The organism is Neobacillus solisequens (assembly GCF_051233465.1).
Taxonomy (GTDB): Bacteria; Bacillota; Bacilli; order Bacillales; family Cytobacillaceae; genus Neobacillus.
In genome coordinates, this window is record NZ_JBKFGJ010000021.1 from 32,306 (window position 1) to 56,420 (window position 24,115).

The 24,115-nt window shown below is 37.1% G+C and carries 18 protein-coding genes; 1 reads left to right on the top strand and 17 read right to left on the bottom strand.

The window, feature by feature from the left end; genetic code table 11:
- Positions 1-4: 4 nt before the first annotated feature.
- The 17 genes from ACI3K6_RS19580 to fabF all read right to left on the bottom strand — a co-directional run bounded on the left by ACI3K6_RS19580 (position 5) and on the right by fabF (position 23,109).
- Positions 5-961 (bottom strand): carbohydrate kinase family protein, encoded by a 957-nt coding sequence (locus tag ACI3K6_RS19580; RefSeq protein WP_435556150.1) that lies wholly within the window; start codon positions 959-961, stop codon positions 5-7.
- A 107-nt stretch (positions 962-1,068) separates the two neighbouring features.
- Positions 1,069-1,881, bottom strand: coding sequence for an alpha/beta hydrolase (locus tag ACI3K6_RS19585; protein WP_435556151.1), 813 nt, complete (start codon positions 1,879-1,881; stop codon positions 1,069-1,071).
- Between the two features lie 14 nt (positions 1,882-1,895).
- The gene (locus ACI3K6_RS19590) at positions 1,896-2,846 is read right to left on the bottom strand and encodes an alpha/beta hydrolase (RefSeq protein WP_435556152.1); all 951 of its coding nucleotides are present in this window, start codon (positions 2,844-2,846) and stop codon (positions 1,896-1,898) included.
- A 101-nt stretch (positions 2,847-2,947) separates the two neighbouring features.
- Positions 2,948-3,931 (bottom strand): LacI family DNA-binding transcriptional regulator, encoded by a 984-nt coding sequence (locus ACI3K6_RS19595; RefSeq protein WP_435556153.1) that lies wholly within the window; start codon positions 3,929-3,931, stop codon positions 2,948-2,950.
- Positions 3,932-4,321: 390 nt separating this feature from the next.
- Complete coding sequence (locus ACI3K6_RS19600) at positions 4,322-5,125, bottom strand: alpha/beta hydrolase (protein WP_435556154.1); 804 nt, start codon at positions 5,123-5,125, stop codon at positions 4,322-4,324.
- A gap of 45 nt (positions 5,126-5,170) precedes the next feature.
- Entirely contained in the window at positions 5,171-5,977 is an 807-nt protein-coding gene (locus ACI3K6_RS19605) for a Nif3-like dinuclear metal center hexameric protein (protein WP_435556155.1), read from the bottom strand.
- 153 nt (positions 5,978-6,130) lie between these two features.
- A complete protein-coding gene (locus ACI3K6_RS19610) occupies positions 6,131-7,456 on the bottom strand; it encodes an MFS transporter (protein WP_435556156.1) in 1,326 nt (441 codons plus the stop codon).
- Positions 7,457-7,933: 477 nt separating this feature from the next.
- Positions 7,934-8,923 (bottom strand): LacI family DNA-binding transcriptional regulator, encoded by a 990-nt coding sequence (locus tag ACI3K6_RS19615; RefSeq protein WP_435556157.1) that lies wholly within the window; start codon positions 8,921-8,923, stop codon positions 7,934-7,936.
- 479 nt (positions 8,924-9,402) lie between these two features.
- On the bottom strand, positions 9,403-10,881 hold the full coding sequence (locus ACI3K6_RS19620) for an Lsa family ABC-F type ribosomal protection protein (protein ID WP_435556158.1): 1,479 nt from the start codon (positions 10,879-10,881) through the stop codon (positions 9,403-9,405).
- A 497-nt stretch (positions 10,882-11,378) separates the two neighbouring features.
- Positions 11,379-13,370 carry a methyl-accepting chemotaxis protein gene (locus ACI3K6_RS19625; protein WP_435556159.1) on the bottom strand — a complete coding sequence of 664 codons (1,992 nt, stop codon included), beginning with the start codon at positions 13,368-13,370 and terminating at the stop codon, positions 11,379-11,381.
- 433 nt (positions 13,371-13,803) lie between these two features.
- Positions 13,804-15,387 carry a SagB family peptide dehydrogenase gene (locus tag ACI3K6_RS19630; protein ID WP_435556160.1) on the bottom strand — a complete coding sequence of 528 codons (1,584 nt, stop codon included), beginning with the start codon at positions 15,385-15,387 and terminating at the stop codon, positions 13,804-13,806.
- Between the two features lie 24 nt (positions 15,388-15,411).
- A complete protein-coding gene (locus ACI3K6_RS19635; RefSeq protein ID WP_435556161.1) occupies positions 15,412-17,352 on the bottom strand; it encodes a TOMM precursor leader peptide-binding protein in 1,941 nt (646 codons plus the stop codon).
- Positions 17,352-19,313 carry a putative thiazole-containing bacteriocin maturation protein gene (locus ACI3K6_RS19640; protein ID WP_435556162.1) on the bottom strand — a complete coding sequence of 654 codons (1,962 nt, stop codon included), beginning with the start codon at positions 19,311-19,313 and terminating at the stop codon, positions 17,352-17,354. Before ACI3K6_RS19640 ends, ACI3K6_RS19635 begins: the two co-directional genes overlap by 1 nt.
- A 248-nt stretch (positions 19,314-19,561) precedes the next feature.
- Positions 19,562-19,840, bottom strand: a complete 279-nt coding sequence (locus ACI3K6_RS19645) for a heterocycloanthracin/sonorensin family bacteriocin (protein WP_435556163.1) — start codon at positions 19,838-19,840, stop codon at positions 19,562-19,564.
- A 422-nt stretch (positions 19,841-20,262) separates the two neighbouring features.
- Positions 20,263-20,916: a TerC family protein gene (locus tag ACI3K6_RS19650; RefSeq protein ID WP_435556224.1), complete on the bottom strand. Its 654-nt coding sequence runs from the start codon at positions 20,914-20,916 to the stop codon at positions 20,263-20,265.
- 96 nt (positions 20,917-21,012) lie between these two features.
- Complete coding sequence (locus tag ACI3K6_RS19655) at positions 21,013-21,627, bottom strand: undecaprenyl-diphosphatase (RefSeq protein WP_435556164.1); 615 nt, start codon at positions 21,625-21,627, stop codon at positions 21,013-21,015.
- A 243-nt stretch (positions 21,628-21,870) separates the two neighbouring features.
- Positions 21,871-23,109, bottom strand: coding sequence for a beta-ketoacyl-ACP synthase II (gene fabF / locus ACI3K6_RS19660; protein WP_435556165.1), 1,239 nt, complete (start codon positions 23,107-23,109; stop codon positions 21,871-21,873).
- A gap of 122 nt (positions 23,110-23,231) precedes the next feature.
- Here fabF and ACI3K6_RS19665 point away from each other — a divergent pair, with 122 nt between their 5' ends.
- The gene (locus ACI3K6_RS19665) at positions 23,232-24,107 is read left to right on the top strand and encodes a helix-turn-helix transcriptional regulator (RefSeq protein ID WP_435556166.1); all 876 of its coding nucleotides are present in this window, start codon (positions 23,232-23,234) and stop codon (positions 24,105-24,107) included.
- Positions 24,108-24,115 lie beyond the last annotated feature (8 nt).

Here is a 24,115-nt window from a genome sequence, read left to right on the forward strand (position 1 = left end):
CCTCCTACAAGTCATATAACTCTTTAATTACTTCAAGTTTAGGCAAGTTCACTACTGCACCCGTGTGTTTCAACTTAAAAGCACTGACCGCAAAACCAAAGTTTAACGCCTCTCTTATCGTATGTTCTTTCACCAATGCGGTATAAAAACCAGACCAAAATGCGTCACCCGCACCTGTAGTATCTATTACATCTGTCGCAAATGAGTTCAGTTCCACCATTTCCATTCCATTCGAAACGATTGCACCATCTTTTCCCAATGTCATGATGACCAGTTTAGGGCCGAGTTTCAAAAACTTTTCAATCTGATTTAGTGGAGTATCTTTGCCGAACAATCTTTCTGCGTCATCTTCAGATGGTTTGACAATATCAACTTTACCAATGATAGACTTAACATAATCAACACCATCTTCGCCCCTTTGCCAAATCATTGGATGGTAGTTTGGGTCAAAACCTATCAAAATGTCATTTTCTCTAGCTTTTTTTATTACTTTTTCAATTGTTTGACGTGCTGGTGGCATCGATATCGGCCAGCAAGAAAAGTGTACAATCTTTGAATTTAGTAAAGCTTCTTCGAGACTAGGAGTATAGGCTAAATGATAATCAGCCCCACGATAGAAAATGGGGATTGGTGTTGATTGGCTTTTCGTTACGACTACCATACTGGTAGAATTATCTACTATCTGAACACAGCTTGTATCGATTCCTGCCTTCCGTAAATGGTTCATTAAAAATGTTCCAAAACCATCCTCGCTTACAGCAGAAGCAACAAGTGAATGGATCCCCAATTTCCTTACATTTATGGCAATATTAGAAGGGGATCCCCCGAAAAACTTGTGATAGGTATTACATTCCACATTTTCATCATATTCGGCTGAAATCATGTCAATAAGAAGTTCTCCTACTGTCAGGATATCGTTCCTTTTATTTTGTAATAAAATTCTATTATCAAACTCAAGCATCTTGATCCTCCGGGTTCATTTATCGACCTCTACGCAATCTACAAATATCCCTCAGAAAAGGTTAATCGCATATTCCTTAGTTTCTAATAAATGCTTTTCTCATTTTTTTATTGTAGTCCTTTTATCCAGCGCCCAGCCATTTCAATCCAATTGGCCACTTCTGGCTGGATAGTCCATTCATTATTTTTTGCCTTAGTTTCCTCTGTTCCAAGGGACAAACCATGGATCCCATAAGGGAAGATGTGCATTTCCAAAGATACCTTATTCTTAAGAAGGGCATTAGCAAATAAAAAACTATTCTCAACAGGAACAGGCTCGTCTGTATAGGTATGCCATAAGAAGGTTGGCGGAGTGTCAGTGGAAACCTGTCGTTCCAATGACACCTCTTGTAAAAGGTTATCGTGGTTTTCTCCTAACAACGCAGTAAAAGAATCCTTATGTCTATATATTCCAGAAGTAATAACCGGGTAACTTAATAGAATTCCGTTAGGCTTTATCTCATCATTTGAAATCCCTAAACTTTTAGATAAAAAACTTCTGTTCCAAAATACACCTAAACTTGCTGCCAAGTGACCACCAGCTGAAAAACCAGCAACAATGATCTTATTCCTGTCAACATACCATTGTTCTGCATTCTGCCTAATAAGTGAAATTCCCATGGAAAGTTCTAATAGTGCTGTTGGAAAAGTGGCTGGATGAACACTATAACGTAAAACACATGCATGAAAACCCATTGCATTCATTCTAATGGCAATCGGCTCAGCTTCTCTGTCAGAAGTAAATTCATATCCCCCGCCAGGACATATAATGACCGTTGGACGTTTACGATTACAATCTATTTCTGGGGAATTATTTAAAAAATAAGTATATAATTTTGCTTCAGAATGCTCGGTTCGAATATCGATCACTTCATGTATCATTTTTTCTGCCTCATTTATATTACTTTATCTGAAAAACTAAATGCCCTTTTAAGTGCATTAATATATTCATTTTGGGCTCGCTGGCTGATTTCTGCATTTGGAACAATATGTTCGAAGGCATGAAAACAACCAGGATATAGATGAAATTCTACTGCAACGCCGGCTTGTGCAAGACGCGTAACATAGTTAATCGTTTCATCACGGAAAGGATCCAATTGACCTACACATGTATATGTCGGAGGAAGCCCTGACAGATCTTCTGCCCGTATTGGTGCGGCATATGGAGAGATGTTACCATTTGCATGCTCACCTAGATACATTCTCCAAGCCGCCAAATTATTAGATGTGTACCACACTGCTTTATTGTCCTCAATTTCGTTACTGGAGAACGTAATATTTCTATCATCAATCATTGGATATAATGGCATTTGAAAACAGATGGCAGGTCCACCTTTATCACGAGCCATTAATGCCAATGCAGCAGTTAATCCTCCACCTGCACTTCCTCCTCCAATGGCAATCCGTGTCAAGTCGATATTCAATTCTTCCGCAGAGTTTGTTACCCATAACAATGTTGCATAACAGTCTTCAATAGCTGCTGGAAAGGGATGCTCAGGGGCCAGGCGATAATCTGGCGATATGACAATACAATTGGCAGCTTCCACAAAATTTTCACATAGGCTGTCTTCTCCGTTTGGATGCCCTAAGACATATCCTCCTCCATGTATCCATATAACCGCAGGTAAATTTGACTGGTCTCTTTGAACCGGTTCGTAAATCTTAACCATCATTTCTTGTCCATCTCCACCGGAAACTAACCGTTCAGTAATTTGAACAAATTTTGAATTCAATGTTGGGGGGATCGGCATTTGTCTTGCCATTTCTAAATCATCAGGGAGTTGAATAACCGGTGTTGTATCTATACCTTCTCTTAATTCAGGATTCACTCTACTATAAAAATCCATAATTAGTTCCTCCATTCCATGAAAAAGCATTTTCAAATATCGGTGGAATCAAAATGTTTCATATCCTCTTAAACAATGAACATGTCATCCCTCATATTTGCTTAAGTTGTATCGCCTTCTACCAAAATTACGTTAAGTGGATCATTACATTCTATAAAATTATCATCATTGTTTATTCTACTATCTAATAATTTAACAGCTCTTTTTGCCATTTCAAGAATAGGCTGCTGTATTGTGGTTAGGTTTGGAAGGAAATTCCTAGCTGTTTTAGTACCATCATAACCAACAATTTTTAATTCATCAGGAACTTTTATACCAAGGCTTAAAGCTTTATAATAAATGTTTGCTGCTAGAATATCATCACTTGCAAAAATGCCATTGATACCGGGATTTTCCGAAAAAATTCGAATGATCAATTCATCATACACTTTAGAATTAAAAGTTTGACTAGTTTCATAAATGATTGGAGTAAGGCCGTAAGTCTCCATTACATCTTTATATGCAGCTGATCGTAAATGTGTTGGCGTCTTTAAACTAGCCGGCCCACCTATATGGATGATCTTTTTACAGCCCTTTTTTATCAAATGTTCTGTTGCCAATTTACCTCCTAAGTAATTATCTGAGGATACAATGGGAGCAGAATCAGAAATATATTGGTCAATTGCGACAATTGGTAATCTTGTTAATACTCCATCAAATATTCCCCTATTATGACTACCAACAATGATGCCGTCCACTTGATTTCGAAGGAGCATATCTAAATACTTTTTTTCTTTTTGCGCATGGTTCAAGCTATTACATAAAAACACTTTATACCCTAATTCCTCGCATACCATTTCAAGATTAAATATTAATTCAGAAAAAAACGGGTTGGTTACTGTTGGAAAAATCAACCCAATTATGTTACTTTTTTGTGAGGACAAAGATCGTGCCATTTCATTAGGGACATAATGGATTGCTTCCATTGAATCATTAACTAGCTTGCGGGTTTTGTCACTAATATAGCCGCGGTTATTTAATACTCTGGAAACAGTCGCTCGTGAAACACCCGCATGTTTTGCTACATCTTCTAATTTTGGTTTCATTTCTTGCTACCTCTTTTACTAATTGAAAATGGAGAGAGACCCCTCAACTGGGAACACTCAATTTAGGTTTTTAAACACGTTCCATCACATCGGGGACTTTTTCCTTCTGTTTTAATATTTTGGCTCTGTTAAACTTGTCTGTTGCTTTCCGCTCCAGGCACTTCGCTTTCCGTGGGCGTTTCGGCGAGCCTCCTCGGCGCTTGCGCCTGCGGGGTCTCTCCAGAACCGTACTCCCACAGGACATTGATTATCTCCCTAGAATTCGCCCACGCACGAAGGAAATGCTTTAGCATTTTCGAGGAGTCTTCGTGCCTTCCGCTCCTATCAACAGGGTTTAAAATCAGAAGTATTCTTTAACATAGCCAATATTTTAAAAGAGTTCTTTGCCCCTCAATTATCACGATCACAGATGGCCCAAGATATAGCCTTTTCAATATATTCATTCCAAAAACCAAACGAATGGTCCCCATTTGTTTCTCTATATATCACATTCACATTCTTGGAAACTAAAAATTCATAAAATTTCTGGTTTACATCTAATAAGAAGTCGCCAGTTCCACATGCCATATATATTTTGGGAATTTCCACTTCAGCCTTTATCAAATCAACGATAAGTGCCTCAGGATCTCTATCACTGCCCAAAAGCTGGTGTAAGTCACCAAAAATTCTTCTATAATATTTATAATCCGCTACTTCATCTTTATAGTCGTTAGATATTCCCGCTATCCGATAAGTAATGATTGCGGAGGACAAGGCAATTATACGACTGAAATTATCAGAGTACTTTAATCCGTTGCGAATCGCTCCATATCCGCCCATTGATAATCCACCAATAAAGGTATCCTCCCTCTTTGAAGATAAGGGGAACATTTTTCGGGTAAACATAACTAATTCATTTCCTATGTATTCACCAAATAATTCCCCTTTATCAATATCATCCAAATAAAAATTATTTTCACCTGAAGGCATAAACACTGCTAAGTTATATTTATCAGATATTTCTCTAATTCTTGAGAGGCTAAGCCAATCCAAATAACTGCCAGAATACCCATGTAAAAGATAAAGAGATTTTAATGGGCGTCCCTCAGTATTTACATTTCCAAACATCTCAGTGCGGTCTATCGGTAATAATGCATTAAAAGTAACTTCCCTTTTTAAAGCCTTTGAGTAAAAATTTACTTGTGATATGGCCAATGGATTCACTCCTTGTGTTAATATAAATTTATGAATAATGAAGGTTTAAAAATAAAGGAACGGCTCTTTCGCATCAATAAAAGTAACTGGAATATTATTAACTAGAGGCTTCAACCATTGTTCCATATATTTCATGCCCCATTCTTCACTCCGCTCATGGCCAACAACAATCATACCCTTTTCCAATCCTAGCATCGTTGCGTCATTGACATACGCACAAAGTGTCCATTCTGTAATTTCACCACATACCATAACATCCAAGTTATGATTTCTCATTAACTCCATAGGCATTTGTTCTCTGCCTAACCCTAAGCTTCCTCCACCAACTAGCACTCCTACCTTTGAACATTTCATTTCGGGGTTGCCGACAATTTGAATTACATCCATTGATAGTTTCAGTTTAAAAAATTTGGCAAGTTCCGCCAAAGTGATTTCATTAATTTTGTATATGAATGGTGGGTTCTCCTCCAGCAAATTATTTTCCCAGCCAATTTCTTGCAAAAGCCCATCATAAATTCTATCCGTTTTCCCCAAATGCATATAATCATGGTACCGCCAAATTACTATATTGTTTTCTTCAATCAACTTTTTCTTTGCAAGATATAACGGGTCATCCTTAAGCCAATCCGTCTCGTCCCACCCTGTATAGAAAGTAGGTTCATGTGTAATGATCATATTTGCCCCGACAGCAATAGCCTTCTTAATAACGTCCATCGTTGCCATAAACGTAGTGACAATTCCTTGTACCTCAGAATTATGATTACCACATATGATCTGGTCACCTGTTTTTTCAAGTCTCATATCGCCACATGAATCTGAGAGAATCGCCTCAATAACTTCTTGTACTTTCATTTACTATTCCTACTTTCCTTAGCATGACTAAATTAAAATAACAAAATATATGGTGATACATTCCTACTCGCATTTACTAATAGAAGGAATGTATCACTAGATAGTTAACTATATAAATTTGATATATTATTTCTTAGACTTTTTAATAGAAAGTTAAGCTGTTACTTTATTTTTTCCAACCTGTTCTTCTAAACCAAGATTTTTAGGAAGTATGAACGCTGCTAACACTCCAACGAACAAGATGAACGCCATAACGTACATAGCGCCAGCTTGCGAACCTGATAGCGAGATAAAAACACCTGCAAGATAGGGTCCAGCAAAACCACCCATTGCTGAAGTAAATCCTGTTATCCCCCTACAGGCACCTTCAACCTCTTTGGAGAAAATAAGAGTTGGTATCGTATGAAAACTTGGCATAAATGCCTGTATAAAAAAGCCAACTACACACATTAAAACGATATACAAAGTAGCATTTGTACTATTAGAAAAAAGGCCTAGGGAAGCCAGAGCAATAGCAAACAAAAATAGAGGTATCCCCGTGCTAAGGCGCCGCTGCTTTATTTTCGCTGTTAATTTAGACCATATAGCCAATCCAAAAATTGCAGTAATAGATGGAAGAGCACTAAGTAATCCTATATTACCAATTCCTGCATGTGTAACAGATTGAATAGCTGTAGGCATCCAAGTAAAAAATCCTATCTGACCAAATACTGCGCAAAAGCCAATGATACTTAAAGCCCAGCTATACTTATTTCTTAAGAGATAACCTAAAATTGGTAGTAGCTTATCCCCACTTAGGTTATTGTCCCAATCTTTCACTATAGCATTCTGTTCCTTTTGAATGGTTGTAGTAATATATTCTCTTTCTTCTTTACTTAACCATTTAGCATCTTCAGGTCTGTCATACATTACGGCAAACCATATGCCACCAATTATTAAACTAATAACACCTAAAATGATAAACATCATTTGCCAATTAAACATGGCTATAAGTAATCCACCGATTGGACCAGTCAGCGTTGCTGCGATGCCGGATGCACTAAACACTACCGCTATGGCACGACTCCTTTCACCATCCTTTTCTGGAAACCAATATGGCAAAAGAGTCATGATGCCTGGAACAATACCTCCCTCCGCAACACCAAGCAGAAATCTAAGCAAAATGAGTTGCCAACCAGTTTCAACAAATGCTTGAAGAATGGTTATTACGCTCCAACATACCGTTGTAAAGAAAAGAAATTTTTTAAGTTTTCCTTTTTGAGCAATGTGTCCACCAGAGATCTGTAAAATCATCCCTCCAATGCCCGCGACTCCACCCGCAAATCCAGCAACGCTTGCAACAAGTCCTAAATCCCTCATCATGCCTCCAGGCAAGGCAATTGCTAAGAGTGACGAACTTAAAAATGAAAAAAAGCACATTAAAAATAATACAGGTAAAAAGTAAAACCATCTCAACTTTGGTATTCTCAATTCAGCCATGATTAAATACCCCTCTCTCTTTAATAATTTTATCTTGTTTTTAGCCTATATACTAAGGTCAAATACCGTTCACAATTGCAACGCAAATCCAAGATATTAAAACGTTTACAAATATTCCCCGAATTACATCTAACTTAATAATGGTAAAAAAGGTGAAGATTGATATTTCATTCCTATACTATATAGCAATTAAACTAAATAAATAAATCCCTTAAATTACGATTATTCCTCGCCACAGATCAACAATATTAAAACGTTTTCAAAACATATCAAATTTTAAATCAACCGGTTGTTACTTATTATGTTAACCGGTTAACACAAATATGTCAATCGGTTAACATATTAAAATTTTTATCTAAAACGAAAGAAACTACTGATTGACAAACTCAGTAGTTTCTTAAAGATATGGATAATGGTTAAAGAGGATTTTACATTTGGACTTATAACAATATGCATTTTCTTTTTCTCCAAGAGATCCTAAGTTGTTTCTCTTTCAATAGCAGAGACTGGTAAAATGTTTTCAAGTGGTACCTCTTCACCTTCGATCTGTCTTGCAATCAAATCAATTGTTAGTTCACCCAATTTCTCAATTGGTTGACTAATGGTTGTTAAACGCGGCCACATTAGTGTTGCGATCCCAATATCATCATATCCTATGATTTTAATTTCTTCCGGAATTGCCTTTTTTAATTGATGACAGGCTTGAATAACCTCGGCAGCAATTACATCACTGCTCGTAAATACACCATCTATATCCGGACACTTTTGAAGGAACCGAACAATCTTATCTACATTGTTATCTAGGTTTGAGTCCGAATCATCTAGTTTCAAAGTAGTAAATTCTATCCCAGTGTTTTTTATTTCTTCCTTGAAGCCTTGAAGTCTACCACCTGCCAGCAACGCATTGTGATGCGGTCCTCCAAGACCACCATATACATAAGCCAGCTTTCTGCAATTTTTCTTGATTAATAATTGTGATGCTAGTTTTCCTCCCATGGTATTATCGGAAGCAACATATGGAATTTTTTCTGCTAAAATCCGATCAAATGATATAATCGGCAATTGTAGGTTAATATATTCATCTACATCCAAACTATGGCTGCCCATAATAATACCATCGACCTGGTTTTTCTTTAATAATTCAAGATAACTGCTTTCTTTCGATTTATCATGGTTTGAATTACATAGCAGCAATTTATACCCCTTTTGATAGGCATAATACTCAAGAAAATAAGCTAGCTCGCTAAAAAAAGGATGTGAAATTTTAGGAACTATTAATCCGATCATATTTGACTTTTTTCTAAACAAAGAACGAGCGAGCTCGTTAGGCTGATAATTTAATTCTTCCATAGCTAGGTGTACCTTTTCTCTCGTAGATTGACTGATATAGCCTCTGTTATTCAGTACTCGCGAAACTGTTTGAACAGAAACACCAGCTTTTTCTGCCACATCTTTAATGGTAACCATTAACTAAACACCTACTTTTTAACTTATTATATCACTATTGAATGCCCATTCATTATTATCTCTTGCCCAATAAGAAAACAATATCAGACAGTTGTTTTGTTAACCATCATGATAGATGAAATTTCAATACTAAAAAGCCCAATTTCTCTGAATTAAAATAGAGAAATTGGGTTCTTTTTCTTTACTCCATAAAAGCTCCCGATTGTGGAAGATCGTTTCAAAGACTTTATAAAAATAAAGCCCACTATAGTTAATAACCAAAAAAATTATTATATCTTCAATTTTTAACTAAATGGCTCTGTTAAACTTGGCTGTTGATTTGCGCTCCAGGTGCTTCGCTTTCCGTGGGCGTTTCGGCGAGCCTCCTCGGCACTTGCACCTGCGGGGTCTCTCCAGAACCGTACTCCCACAGGAGTCTTCGCACCTTACGCTCCAATCAACAGAGTGTAAAAAAATCAACACTGTTTTAACACAGCCAACTAAATAAATATACTCTTTGTAGCAACTGTTTGTTGAAATGCCTGATCATGCTCAACAATGACCATTGTGGGATTAAAGCTTTGAATAAGCTCTTCAATCTGTATGCGCGAATAAATATCAATAAAATTTAACGGTTCATCCCAAATATATACATGCGCTTTTTCACATAAACTTTTGGCTATAAGCAACTTTTTCTTTTGTCCACCAGAATAATGAGATATATCTTTCTCAAATTGAATTCGGTCAAAATCCATCTTACGGAGAATGGATTTAAATAACGTTTCATCAATCCCATGCTCTTCAATAAAATCCGATAATAGTCCCTTCAAATGAGAGGTATCTTGTTGGACATAGGAAATGATGAGGCCTGAGCCTAAATGAATGGACCCTGTATGTTGTATGGGATTTCCTAGAATTAGTTTTAGAATACTACTTTTTCCGCTTCCATTCTTTCCATCAAGGACAATCCGGTCACCTTGTTCAACTTTAAAGCTAATTGGTTGATTCACTATTTGGCCATCATATTTAACCGACACATTGGTTAAGACCATTAACTCATTTGAATGAAATTTCAATGGCTCTAATTTTAATGTCTCTGTTTTTTCCACATTTTTTAGCAGTTTTGATTTCTCCTCAATAGCTTTTTGTTGCCTTGATTCAAGGTTCTTTGCTCTCTTCATCATCTTTGCCGCTTTATGTCCTACAAAACCTTTGTCCAACTTAGAACCCGAATTCGTAGTCCCATTTTTGGAACCTTCCACTTGATTAGACCAACCTGCTGAACGCTTTGACGACTGGTTTAATCTCCCTATGTCTTTTTGAAGGCGCTGATTTGTTGCCTCTTCGTGTTCTTGCTGTCTTTCAAAATTTAACTTCCAAGAAGAATAGTTACCACTTTGAACTTCAATATTTGCTCTATTTATAGATAAAATATGATCAACACATCCATCTAAAAAGATTCTGTCATGTGAAATTAAAATAAACCCTTTTTTCTTCCTTAAATAATCAGAAACCAACTTTCGTGCTTCAGTGTCTAGATGATTGGTGGGCTCATCGATCAATAGAAATTGACCCTCATTCAAAAAAAGGGCAGCAAGCAACACCTTGGTTTGTTCTCCATTTGATAATGTTTTAAATGGCCGATACATAGCCTCGGCATCAACATTTAAATAGGAGATTTCACGAAGAAATTCCCAATCTTCTACTTGGGGGCAAATTTCTTCTAAGATTTCATGTGTATACTTGTTTTTATCTGAAACTGGATAAGGGAAATAATTAAATTCTACTGAAGAAATGATTTTCCCACTATACTCATAATTCCCTAATAGTAAATTAAAGAATGTAGTTTTACCCCGTCCATTTCTACCGATAAATCCAAGTTTCCAATCCGTATCTATTTGAAAGTTTACATCTTCAAAAATATTGTCAAAGCTACCTGGATAGGAAAAAGTTAAGTCTTGAACTTGTATCATTGACATGATAATTCCTCCTTTGTATATCAACATTTTTTTCTCTTTATACAAAGTCGGCACATCCATCTATTCTAAATTCCTCCATATAAGTTTGATGGATATTAACGACTTATATGGAGTATTACATGTGTAACTATAGTGTCTGAATTGCTCATTTTTCTCTCTCCTTCATTACAGATAAAAAAATATCAATCTTATCTATGTGGGAGTAAAAAATCCTCCCAATAAGGTATTTGGGAGGATTAATCTTTCACTAATATTAAATAAGTTCTATTTGCCATTGAATCATGACAAATAAAGTGTAAACTGTTTAATAAAAATGGATAGACTAACCCTATATTTTGTCGTTTGAAGTTATTTATTTCAAATATAAAATATAGATTAGTTAATCATTGTCCATCCATCAGTCCTCTCATCATTGTATTATTATATTAACAATTTTTTTGTTGGAATACAATATGAGCAATATCTTTACCTCAAATTACTACTTGTTTAAAACTAATTTATACCCTAAATTTGTTAATTAATATTTTTAATTCTTGTGCCATATTCATTAAATGGCCTGATGTAGAGGAAATTTCTTTCATTGCCATTAACTGTTCCTGTGATGAGTTAGCGACACTATGGGAAGAATCAGCAGAGTTTTTAGCTAAAGAAGCCATCTCTTCCACAGAAGAGGAGACTCTGTTCGTACTTTCTGACATCTGAGTGGAAACAGCAGATAATTCCTGCGTTTGATTAGCAACTTCTTGAGTGGCATTCAAAATTCTCTCAAACACTGTTTCGATGTTTCTAATTTGCAATAATCCTTCTTCTACCTCATTTTTTACAGTGTCCATTGATTGAACTGTATTATTGGATTCTTGTTTAATTACTTCTATAAGTTTTCCTACCTGTTTAGCAGATTCAGAAGTTTGGTCCGCTAATTTTCGAACTTCTTCTGCAACAACAGAAAACCCTTTCCCATGTTCACCAGCCCTAGCTGCTTCTATTGCAGCATTTAATGATAATAAATTCGTCTGGTTCGAGATTTCTGTAATGACAGATGCAATCTTGGCAATTTCATTTGAGCTTTCTGCTAATTGATTAACAACCTTAACAGATTGGCTAAATGACTTACTGATATGTTTAATCTGCTGAGCAACCTGAATTACGGATAGGTTTCCTTGTTCGACTTCTTCTTCCGTTTTTGAAGAGTTTGATGAAATGACGGATACTGTTTCTGTTACATTTTTAATTCCCACGACCATTTCCTTAACGGTATTTAAAGAACCGATTGAACTTTGAAGTTGGGTTTCAGAGCCACTTGCCACTTGTTGAATGGCAGTTGAGATTTGGTTGGTTGCCAGTGTAGTCTCTTCGGCACTGGCAGAAAGTTGTTCAGAAGATGAGGCTACCTTTTCAATAGCTGCCATTACTTGTTTAATTAAAATTTGAAAATTGCCTATCATTGAATTTAATGACTTTCCTAAGCTACCTAATTCATCTTTACGGTTACTGACTACTTGCTTAACACCGTTTGTTAGGATCCCTTTTGAAACTTCTTCAGAAACTTTAACTAGGTGCTTAATCGGTTTTAATATCAATCGATTCATAAAAAACGACAATACGATCATCATTAAAAGCATAATGAAACCTGTAACGATTATTGTTATTAAAGTTTCACTTCTAACCTTAGTAATGGTTTTTTGTTGCTGGTCTACGGTTATAACTCCTATAGATTTACCAGAAAAATCTCGAAGTCGTGTAGTCATCTGAGCATATTCTTTTGAATTGCGCAGGGAAGTAACAAATAATTTCTTGTTTGCACCAGTCTGTATTGTTTCTAGACTTTTTGAAAGATCATCTTTTGTAAGATATTTTGATGTGGACAGTATTGTCCCATCATCTGTTAAAATTGCTGCATCGTTTTGTAAAGTATCTTTTATTTCTCTTATTGCTTTATTATCAAGAATTCTTCCAAAAATAAGGATTCCCGTTGGTTCAGCGGTTCCTTCTTCATTGGTGATCTTAGATGCTGCTATTACTGCTAATCCTTTTGATGTTTCAACTAAACCTGAGATTGCTTTTTTATATTTCAATTCTTCTAAGATCTTTTTATTATTTATTGAACCTGTAAATTCTTTTATATCCCCCACTTGAGTGAGAATATTTCCATCTAAATCAGCAGTTGAAATAAAGGAGAGATTAGGAATAACATTCATGCTATAATTTACATTTTCATTAATCCAATTAATATCTTTACTTTCTACTGCTTTTCGATTATTTTCCCAATGTGAATTAGTTTTTATTACCCCCAGCAGGCTTTCTCCAAACTTATCAATTAATTTATGAGCAACTTGATTTGAAACAAGAGCATGCTCTTTTTCAATTTGAGTTAAGTCTTTATTTGTATCAAAATGGAGGAAATATCCTGCTATTGAAATTGGTAAAACTAAGAATATAAGAAAGAATACTAGTATTTGTGCAAGTAACGATTTTGTTAGTTTTTTCATGTAAACCTCCACATTCCGAAGAAATATTATTAAATAATAGCAATTTTTCGTTGAAACAACTTAATCGCATATCATCTCTTGTTTAACATGTAATATTGTCTAATATCCTCTTTTGGTTTAGCTAGTTGCACTTCAAAACGACAAAGTTTTAGTCTTTTAACTAACTTCTCCCCCCTTACTTTCCCTTTATTTATGAATATTTAATAATTATGGCATTTAAGTATTATATAGGAAAAATAGATTGCATTTTAGTTAATTAAAGACAAATTATCGAATAATTCATGACAAATGTCCTATGGAATACTTCTCCTCAACGAATTAACATGGGTCTTTTAGATGCAGGAAATCTATAACTCTCTCTGGGACGTACAAAAAGCCTTGAATTCTCAAGGCTTCTTATTTTTAGTAAAATTATTTGAAATACTCATTACTCCTAGCTATTCAAACCTCCTTTTAACCAGACGCGGGGACGATATGGACCAACAGGAATTTGTATAAGGCTTGTTTTTCCTTTCGAATTGACTCCGTAAAGTTCATCACTTTGGTTCGAGTCGAATCCTAATAGTGGGTGTCCCCCCATTTCTAGGGCACATGCTGTCAAGAGCAGCCTTTGCAAAAGTATTCCTGCCTCCATCTGTTGAATTCTGTATCCTCTGTAGCCCAGTTCCTTTTTAAGGTGGTCCTTGTCTCCAACAAAATGCAGACAAAGCGGAACCTGATACAGATTTACATTGGGGGTTATTAAACCATTTTGCATATACTCCCGGAAATCCCCTTTAGAGATTCTCCGAAGTGCATGAGCACTTTTGTCATAGGCGTAAGCACCATCTTGAACACCTTCCACATTATAAAAAGTGCCATACAACTCTAAACTGGATGCTGCATTGTTATATTTGTTGCCAAGGTCATTTTGATACGAAAATGAAATGGTCTCTTTTAACAAAGAAGCTATTTCTGTTTGATTGATTTTCCCTATCATAAAATCAATATCAGGTGAGTGCCTCTCCCTGCAAACAGATGCAAGGTCGTATGAAATTGGCTCCGTATATGGCAGCATGATCAACTCCGTGCCTAAGGAATTGTTAGGAAGAGCATCATTTTTTATATTCTCAAATGAGTGTGTTGTTTCCATCATCGATGCTTTATTCATCACTTTCAGCACTGGGTAATCAATAACTCTTTTTGAACGGTTATATGTTACATGCTTAAGTAACGGAACTTCCCGGGATAATTCCGTTGCCGAAATATTTTCTCCCTCTTCAAATTGGCCACTATTAACGTTGGTAGCGTGGATAGATAATGGAATCACAGCATATATGCTTTCGTCTTGTTCTGATAGCCCCAGCAAATGATTGATCGAACGATCAAGGAATTGGTAACATACTCGGGTTGAGAACCCCATCCTATCTGCCACTTCCACCGATTGCCCAATTAGCACACCTGCATCTAGCCCTTGTAATCTGTATGAGAAATTATTGTATTTATAAAAATTTTTCCAAAAAACCGTCGACACAAAAACAATTCCAAAACAGTCTGAGAGATTATATCGATTACCTAGACTTCTGAATAGGTAGGAATCGTAGTTGCCTTCTCGTAGCAATAAAAGGCGATGGTGTGCAACATCGTAGTGGTATACTCCCTCTGGTACATCCTTTAACTTTAAGTATATATATAATTCATTGGGATACAGCGCTCCGCCAGAGGGAACAAATCTCCGAAATAACTGGGCATAGCTTACAGTAGCTTTTTCCTCGGTGCCTTCAATGTAAGCAGCTTGAGAGTATCGGGTTAGACCATATACATACCATAAGTAATGACCAAACTCCTCCAGGCTAGGGTTTGAATTAGCTTCTCTCCCTTTGAGGGTTAACGGTACATCTGCGGTAAGCGGAATCTCTGGTAAGCCACGATACAGTTTATAGGGAAGCGGTGCGTCTGCCCAATCCGGTTGCCATTCCGACGGAAGAAGTTTATTTGTGTCAAAGTGCAGATTGTATAGGAATGTATCTAGTTCCAACCTAAAACCCTCCTACTCTTGCAATTATGGAAAAGGATGAGGATATGGATTCAACTGTTCATATGTTAACGGGTGCTTATTAAACCCGAGTTTCACAGGTACATTAAGAACCCGTTCAAGTCCTTTTATACGTGTAAGATGATGTCCAAATGTCATTGGCAGCATGCCAGGAATCAATACCTTTACACAAAATAAACCGTTCCTTTTGGTAATTGGCGTTGTTTGGTCAACCACAATGACGTCCAAGTCTAGCCTTAGGAACCTTTTCAGAAGATCCTCAACATCATCCTTCAAATCAGTATTCACTTTTGGAGATTTAAATTCCTCATCAAAGGTACGTAAAGGGCGGTTTTCATCTAATAGAAAGCTCAAGTTCCCTTCTGCTTCTCTTAGTCCATAGAGCATACCATGGTCCACCATGGTACGTACTGCAAACGGATCATGTAACATCTCTTCATATTTTTGTCGAGTTTTCTCCAAGATTTCGTCATGCCTAAACATCATTCCTGCAAGCTCGTAAATTGCACTTTTTACTGCCTTTACAGGATCTGGATTAGCTCCGGCTGCACAAATGAGATTTGTACCCTTGGATCTTCTGTTTTTTGCCACAGCCCAAACACTCGGAATTTCATGTTCCATCGTTGAATTGTAAAAATGTACGTCATAACCAGCCACCTCATGTATACGGCAAACCATCAGCTGCAATTCTTTATCGTCCGTAGAACTAAGGTCAAGACGAGGAAGAGGGAGTTGTGCATACCAGGTTAATAAAAATGAGTCTCGCTCGACAACCTCCATAATCCCATGGAAAATGGCCTCCTCTAAACTCCCTCCTAAGGCACACCCATTGGAGGTTTCATAAACAAAGCCTTCTCCATATCCCAAACTGTAATAGGCCAGTAACTCCGGAACCATAATAGGGCGTTTTTGTAATAATGAATATCCCCAGACCCAATTCATTGGGTGATCAGGATGAAATGGTTTAAATGGAAAATGGGGCTTTGTATATTGTTCCTTCTCATGTAACCCTACCTTTGCAGGATTTAGTGCTTTATCCGCCAAATTATAATAACTATCACGAACGACTTTTCTCTTGCCGCGAGGTTCGATTCCGCAATATCTCTCCAAACCCTCTAAAATAGCGGTTAGCTCACTCATTTCATAAGAATTTGACCTGCCTGCTACGCCCTCATCCCCTTCAAACAACGGCATATTCACTAAAACATCGGCAAACGGGAGCCTGGAATCCTGCATTTTCCCATTCATGATACCAGTACGAAAATCAAGATAATCCTTGACTAGCACGTTTTTTAATTCATCCATCGAACGACATCGATAACCAGAAGGGTTCAATTTAGGACTAGGTTTTAACTTAATGTTCGCCAATTCAGATGTATCTTTAGGTATTTGACTGCATATTGGGCATAACGGATCAGGTAAGAAAAAGTGGCCCGAGATCGTTAACGTTTTCAGGTTTGTAATGTACACCTTTTCTCCTAAGCAACTTTGTTCTCCTTGAAGAATCTTCATTACTTCGTTGCTAATCAAGATCGCCATTTGCGATAGTCCGGTTCTTGATGCCCATGCATCACGCACTAACCCTTCTTCTGTTGCCATTTTCACACGAAGTCCCCACATTTCTTGTCGATCAGGTCCTGCTAACGTAAGTCGTAAGTCTACACAGTGGGAACATCCAGGTACATCAGGATGTACAAAGGGACCAATGATTCCTTCACCAAACGAAACGAAACCTCTAAGCCACGGAATACCTAAGGCCCTTGTCCTCTCTTCCGCTTTTTGATAAACGGCTGGTTTCCAGGTATCATGCAGGACAAGAACTAATTCTGGCTGTTCGGAAACTTCTTCGAGAATGCTTTGGCGCCTTACAAGATAGTTTGGGGACAATTGATCATACACATAATCCGCTAATAACCCCTCTCCATCTATAAGAATATGAGCAGCCATTAGGATCCCTCCTCTTGTACCTGAACACCAAACACCCCTGCCAGCTCTTGTTTTAAAAATGGCTCAAGGGCAAGGTCATAGATTACTAGCCGCATGCGGTTTTGATTCAATACCTCAATAGACGAATGTAATAGTTCCCGATACGTAATTTCATCACAAGATGGGATATCCATTTTACTTTCATTCTTTTCCAGAAAAACCTCTGACTGCATCTCTTGCTTTACCGTAGAATTCACTTGGTTTTGAGCATCCAAAAGCGCTTGTTCCAATGCATTTCGTAATGCCCATGTTGTATTTAAACCTGAACTGGTGTATCTACGGCCATTCGACCTTACCCAAACCACTGGGAAGCCTAATACATCCTCTTTTAAACCAATTGTTGCAGCCCCATTTAAGGTAGTCAGAGCATTAAAGTAAAATCTGCATCGTTTATCTTCTAGGGCTCCCAACTTAATCCGATAAACCCGACTCTGCTGGTCGGCCTTTCTTTTTTTCAATTCTTCACCTAAAAATACTTGAAGGCCTCTACAAACAGCTTCTGCGATGGTTCCTCCAGCACCTATGCCTATAAATCCCTCAGATATGTTTGCACCTACCTTATTTTTCTGATGATTGGATCCCCATTCGGACAAGTTGTTCATTTGGGAAACATACATTTCTAAGCCTGTCAGCCCTGCCTCTTTTTTTGCTTCCTCATGTGTTAGTCCCGCACAGGTAACCTCAGGAAGCAGCTCTGCCGGTCCCTCTGACAACGGGTTAACTGCTTGAACATAGCACTGTGCAAGTGGAAGTTGGGATAAATTTTGTTCCTCCCAGGTATGGAAAATCCCTATTTCTTCTGACGTTAATCTACTAAAATACTCTAAGAGGTTACCCATTGATTCATTTCTGTCCGTTTCCTGTTTGAGTCGTAAGTCAAAATCTTCTACTTGTCTTGGAATATCACTTTTAGAAATACTCAATGGATGAGGGATGAAGTAAAGCCAGTCTCCTTCAAGGGTTTCAAGGTCAAGCATGTAAATTTGATGACTCTCATTGGAATCTGCAATCCCTGTAGCCCTTTTGAAAAATTCGAATACTGAAACATTTGCCAGAATTGCCCCTGCTGCTGAAGAGAAGGATTGAGGCGGCCGATCTTTTTTAAGTGTTGTGTGATGTATCCTGCGCCATGCGGACTCCCAGCTTTCCTTTTTACCCGGTTGATCAAATGGACCAGATAACCCCACCTGGTCTAAATAGATGGTTGGCATAAATGCCTTCTTTTCTTCTTGGCAAACCAGATTAAGATCCCGTAGCTCATTTATATTTCCATCTTGCGAGACATATAGAATCCAATCAAAGGTTTGAACCGCTTCTCTCCAGAAACTGGTTCCTCCGTCTTTTTGAAAAGGTACATTTTTTACCTCTACTTCAGAATCGGTCTTGCGGGCATTATGCACTAGTTCATTGATTCTCTGCCAATTGGTAGGAATGGAATCTGTTACCAAGACATTTAGGTTAGGAATACCTGATTCGATTAACGCAGAAACCAATGAAACCAAAAATGGGCCAGAGCCTACAGCCAGAACTTTCTCCCGACGGTATTCTTGAAAATGGTAAGCACCAGACTCCATAAAATTCTCAATAAATTCAATTTGTGATGCATACTTTTCAAGAAGGTTTCGATTCAATTGATGGGGTTTATCTTTGCTTAGATCCCGTACAAAACCGTTGTTGTGCAAGGTTTCTCCTATTTCGTACACCCTGTCCCGATAAGGAGCAGTTAATCCCATTGTTAATTCATCCATTGTATGCTCCCCATTGAACATTGGAAGCAATTTTTCAATCCACTGATAAATTGTATTACCTTCTATTCTAAATGAGCTTGCGTTGTTTCTTAGATACACACCGCCATGTGGATCTGGAAGAAAGAAAGTATCCCTTTTGACCTTCAGACGTGAGGACGAGTCCAGTTTAGTCATTCAGCCCCTCCTTATTCAAAATCGTACAAATTATGCACTATCAGTTTATGTATGATTTTTTGTCCAATATGATAAGAAAAGTGGAAGAACCTTTCACAATCCGGAGCTAGACAAATCTAAAATGTATATACTTCCTTAAATATAAAAAATGCCCAACGTAAACTACGCAAGGGCACTTTTGATTTACAAAATTAATTTTTTCTTTAGGAAATTTTATCGGAGCAAAACAGTTCAAACTGCCAGAGCAATTAAATGAAACCGAAACAGCTAAAACCGAGGCCAAAGCCGAAACAACTGAAACCGAAGCAGCCAAAACAGCTAAAACCACCACATCGGAAGCCTCCGCAATGGAAGCCTCCGCAATGGAAACCGCCGCAGTGCATACCGCCGCAGTGCATACCTCCACAGTGCATACCTCCACAGCGCATACCCATAATACGCAGATCCTGGTTCTGAAGATCCATAGGAACTAACTGACCAACTTGGTAAGGGTCGATTCCCAACCCTTGTAGCTCATTTTGTAACATTTGTATTTTTCCTCCCCATTGTATTTAATTATCTAAGTTAAACTTAAATAGAGAGTAATTAGGTCAATGCCAGTTCCATATAAACGAAATCATTAGTTACAATCTGTACTCTCTTCAACAAATTATGTTTTCTTTTAGGTCTCTGTTACTAAAGAAAGAGCCTATTTCACGTCGAAGCATTTTCCTTCCTCAACAACTCACCCATTATAAATAAAAAACGAACCTTTAAAATTGAAGGTTTGCAGGAGTTATATTAAAAATTTATTAAAATGCCTAATCGAAAATAGGCTGTTTTTTCGAATTAATGCAACTCCCATTTTATCATCCAAAAAAGCCAAAGCGTACTGCCGATTGGAGCCGCTCCAAATTTTGATTCATTTTTCAACTTCACTTCCTGATCATTTCATTCTCGCTAAACGTTCCTAAGCTGTTTTGATCTTATTAGATATATATCCCAATCCAATGACAAGTACTGTAATTGCAGTTGGAATCAATAAATGTAAATCCTCTGTTAGAAAATACTTCAATTTTGGTTCTCCAATCATCATTTCACCCGCTGTCCAAGCTAGTATTCCTGCACCACCATAAGAGATAATTGGGAACTTTTCCATTGCTTTTAATATTAATTGACTTCCAAACACAACTAGAGGAATACTTACAACAACTCCAAATAATATACCGACTATATTTCCTTCAACTGCACCAGCAATAGCTAGGACATTATCAAGAGACATGATGGCATCAGCAATAATAATGGTTTTCACAGCTGAAATAAAGCTTAAACCACCATCTCTATGATTTTCTTCATCTTCGCCTAATAGAAGTTTTATGGCAATATACACTAGAAGAAGTCCACCAACAAACGATACGAAAGGTAATCGGAGTAGGTAAACAATTCCAATTGCGAATATTAAACGTAAAATAATAGCCCCAAATGTTCCCCAAAAGATAGCTTTCTTTTGTTGCCTTTTTGGAATATTTCGTGATGCCATTGCGATGACAACAGCGTTATCCCCACTTAAAACAATATTGATTAAAATAACTTCCAAAAGAACTGTAAAAGACAAACCAAACATATCCAATTTTTTCACCTCTTAAACAAGCTAGCTAAATCATTAATATTAAATTGAGGGAAAAATATGCCGGAATGAATACCCTATGGTTGAATAAATCTAAAAGTTTTTTGATTTGTTCTCCTTTGTTCTTTTAATTCTATGAAGAAGCATATTTTCATATTTTGTATAAATTTTTAGTGTGCTTTGTGTAACGCTTAGTTTTGGGAGTAGTAAATAAATAAAAGTTGAAGTAACTAGGCTTAATACTATTCCTGCTAAAACATCAAAAGGGTAATGGACCCCCACCCATATACGGGATACTCCTACAAGAATTGCTAACAACATCCATACAAGTGACCAACCTTTTTTATAAAGCCAGAATGACGTACAATATGAGAAAAATAAAATGGTATGGTCACTTGGAAAAGAATTGTCTTTTTCCTTATGTATCAGTTTATTAACGTCTGGCAATTCAACAAATGGTTGATAATTTGAGTGAAAGATTCCGATAACCTTTCCTATTGAAAAGGCACATATGAAAGCGAACGTTGCACAAAGAATCATCATTCTATTGTCACTATCTTTAGTAAACCAATAAAGAATAACACTTAGTACAAGGAAAATTACCATATATTCAGCAATAAAACTAAATATGGGATTCAAAAAGGGATACTCTTTTCCTAAGTCATTCACCAACCTAAACCAAGATACATTTACCTCTGAAAAATCCAAACCTTACACCTTCCCATCTCTTTTTAAAACATAATAGAAGAGATTGAGATGATCTTCCATCGAATCCAATCACATTATTAGGGATTAATGTTACATTTTTGTAAGGTTGCTGTCACACCTTGTGGGTAGTGAGTTATTTTATCAATTAAATTCAAAATTAATTTCTCCACTAATCTTTTATTTAAATAAAAGAAGGCGACCTTCATGTAGAAGATCACCCCATTATTGGTATGTCTGTATTTTTTACATCTCATATTTTTTCAATGCAATGACCGCGTTATGCCCGCCGAACCCAAATGAATTGGAGAGACCAATTTTAAGATTTGTTTCTCGAGCTTCGTTTGGTACATAATCTAAATCACATAAAGGATCTGGTTTATCTAAATTGATCGTTGGTGGAATGATACCCGCCTGCAGGCTTTTTGCTAAGGCAATTGCTTCAACTCCACCTGCGGCTCCTAATAAATGACCTGTCATCGACTTATTTGCAGTAACAGGAATTTTATAGGCTTGTTCACCAAATAATTTTTTAATCGCCAATGTTTCAGATATGTCACCAACCTTTGTACTTGTAGCGTGAGCACTAATTAAATGAACATCATCAATAGAAATCGAGGCATCCTTTAAAGCCATATTCATAGCCAGATACGCTCCTCTCCCTTCTGGGTGAGTGGAAACCATGTGATAGGCGTCAGAACTAGCACCGTATCCAATAACTTCTGCATAAATTTGTGCATTTCTTTTTAAAGCATGTGTTAATGATTCAAGTATTAAGATGCCCGCCCCTTCAGCCATTACAAATCCATCTCTATTCGAATCAAACGGTCGACTTGCAGCACTTGGATCATCATTCCTTGAAGATAGAGCAGTTGCATTTTCAAAACTAGCTAAAGACAATTCTGTTACGGCTGCTTCAGCTCCACCAGCAAATGCAATATCAGACATTCCATACCGAATAAGTCTGAACGCCTCTCCAATCGCTGTATTACCAATTGCACAAGCGGAAACAGGTGCCATAGAAGGTCCTAATGCACAAAATTTAATACTAATTTGTGCCGAAGCCGCATTGGCAATCATCGATGGAACCAACGTAGGGCTTACCCTTTGTGGTCCCCTTTCACGAAGAATATCAATATTTTTAGTCAACGTCTCAATTCCACCTATTCCAGAACCAACATATACACTTAGACGCTCTAAATCGATTTCCGAAATGTTCAGTTTGGAATCTTTCCATGCTTCTTCAGCAGCAACTAGAGAGAATTGACAAAATCTATCCATTCGCCTTGCTTCCTTCTGACCAATTATTTCTTCAGCAGTAAAATCGCTAACTAGCCCAGCAATTTTAGTTTTATGTTTACTAACATCAAATGTATGAATATAAGAAATGCCTGATCTGCCTTCAGCTAAATTCCGCCAAAATTTGTCAACATTGTTTCCTAATGGTGACACAACACCCATTCCCGTAATGACAACACGTTCCATACTTATTACCCCCACTTCAGTTTAACTATATTTTCACACTCCCAATATCCTATTACAAGTTGTTGTTTATCATAGTATAATCAGTAATAGGATAATCGCTATAAGGTAGGAGTTATGTGAACATGAATAGTAAAACTAGATTAGAAGCCCTATCCAACTTTTTAAAGTCAAAACGAGCAAGTATACAACCTCAAACTGTGGGACTACCAACAGGAACCAGACGGAGAACCCCAGGACTCAGGAGGGAGGAAGTCGCCCAGTTGGCAGGTGTGAGTACAACATGGTACACATGGCTTGAACAAGGACGAGATATTAAGGTCTCTTCATCCGTCCTAGATGCTATAGCTTCTGCTCTTCTATTAAATAATGATGAACGAAAGTATCTATATGATTTAGCATTAGAAGTAAACACAAATGTATATAAACAAGAGCTTGAACAAACAAAAGTCTCCCCTTCTTTAGAAAAAATTTTAACAGAATTAAAATATTGCCCTACTTTGATCACAGACCGGCATTTCCAAATTGTAGGTTGGAATCCTGCTGCTGCCTATGTTTTCTTGGATTTTGAACAAATCCCCATTGAACAGAGAAATTTAATCCGATTAGTGTTTACAAGGAAAGAATTGAGGTCATTAGCTGTCAATTGGGAGCATTTTGTAAAAGGATTTCTTTCTATTTTTCGAGTTTATTATGGTCAATATATGGGGGATGAATGGTACACTCAATTTCTCGAAGAAATGACGGAACTTAATCCAGAATTTCAGCGCTTATGGCAAGAAAATCAGGTAAATATGGCTCCTGAAGTTTTGATTGAATTTAGACATTCTAAGGCAGGTAAAATGATTTTTAATTTAACCTCTTTACAAGTTCATGGTCATACTGATTTTTGGTGCAGCATTTATACTCCTGTTGAGAGTACTCCAACTGAAGAAAAATTAAAAAAGATGATGAAAAAAGAAAATCCTAAACCAGAAAGTAGTACTAACTTATCAATCTGAAAGATAAT

Bases quoted from the DNA above. Each gene is read 5' to 3' on its own strand.
- ACI3K6_RS19580 (WP_435556150.1), bottom strand. From the start codon at position 961: ATGCTTGAGTTTGATAATAGAATTTTATTACAAAATAAAAGGAACGAT.
- ACI3K6_RS19585 (WP_435556151.1), bottom strand. From the start codon at position 1,881: ATGATACATGAAGTGATCGATATTCGAACCGAGCATTCTGAAGCAAAA.
- ACI3K6_RS19590 (WP_435556152.1), bottom strand. From the start codon at position 2,846: ATGGATTTTTATAGTAGAGTGAATCCTGAATTAAGAGAAGGTATAGAT.
- ACI3K6_RS19595 (WP_435556153.1), bottom strand. From the start codon at position 3,931: ATGAAACCAAAATTAGAAGATGTAGCAAAACATGCGGGTGTTTCACGA.
- ACI3K6_RS19605 (WP_435556155.1), bottom strand. From the start codon at position 5,977: ATGAAAGTACAAGAAGTTATTGAGGCGATTCTCTCAGATTCATGTGGC.
- ACI3K6_RS19610 (WP_435556156.1), bottom strand. From the start codon at position 7,456: ATGGCTGAATTGAGAATACCAAAGTTGAGATGGTTTTACTTTTTACCT.
- ACI3K6_RS19615 (WP_435556157.1), bottom strand. From the start codon at position 8,923: ATGGTTACCATTAAAGATGTGGCAGAAAAAGCTGGTGTTTCTGTTCAA.
- ACI3K6_RS19620 (WP_435556158.1), bottom strand. From the start codon at position 10,881: ATGTCAATGATACAAGTTCAAGACTTAACTTTTTCCTATCCAGGTAGC.
- ACI3K6_RS19625 (WP_435556159.1), bottom strand. From the start codon at position 13,370: ATGAAAAAACTAACAAAATCGTTACTTGCACAAATACTAGTATTCTTT.
- ACI3K6_RS19635 (WP_435556161.1), bottom strand. From the start codon at position 17,352: ATGGCTGCTCATATTCTTATAGATGGAGAGGGGTTATTAGCGGATTAT.
- ACI3K6_RS19640 (WP_435556162.1), bottom strand. From the start codon at position 19,313: ATGACTAAACTGGACTCGTCCTCACGTCTGAAGGTCAAAAGGGATACT.
- ACI3K6_RS19645 (WP_435556163.1), bottom strand. From the start codon at position 19,840: ATGTTACAAAATGAGCTACAAGGGTTGGGAATCGACCCTTACCAAGTT.
- ACI3K6_RS19650 (WP_435556224.1), bottom strand. From the start codon at position 20,916: ATGTTTGGTTTGTCTTTTACAGTTCTTTTGGAAGTTATTTTAATCAAT.
- fabF (WP_435556165.1), bottom strand. From the start codon at position 23,109: ATGGAACGTGTTGTCATTACGGGAATGGGTGTTGTGTCACCATTAGGA.
- ACI3K6_RS19665 (WP_435556166.1), top strand. From the start codon at position 23,232: ATGAATAGTAAAACTAGATTAGAAGCCCTATCCAACTTTTTAAAGTCA.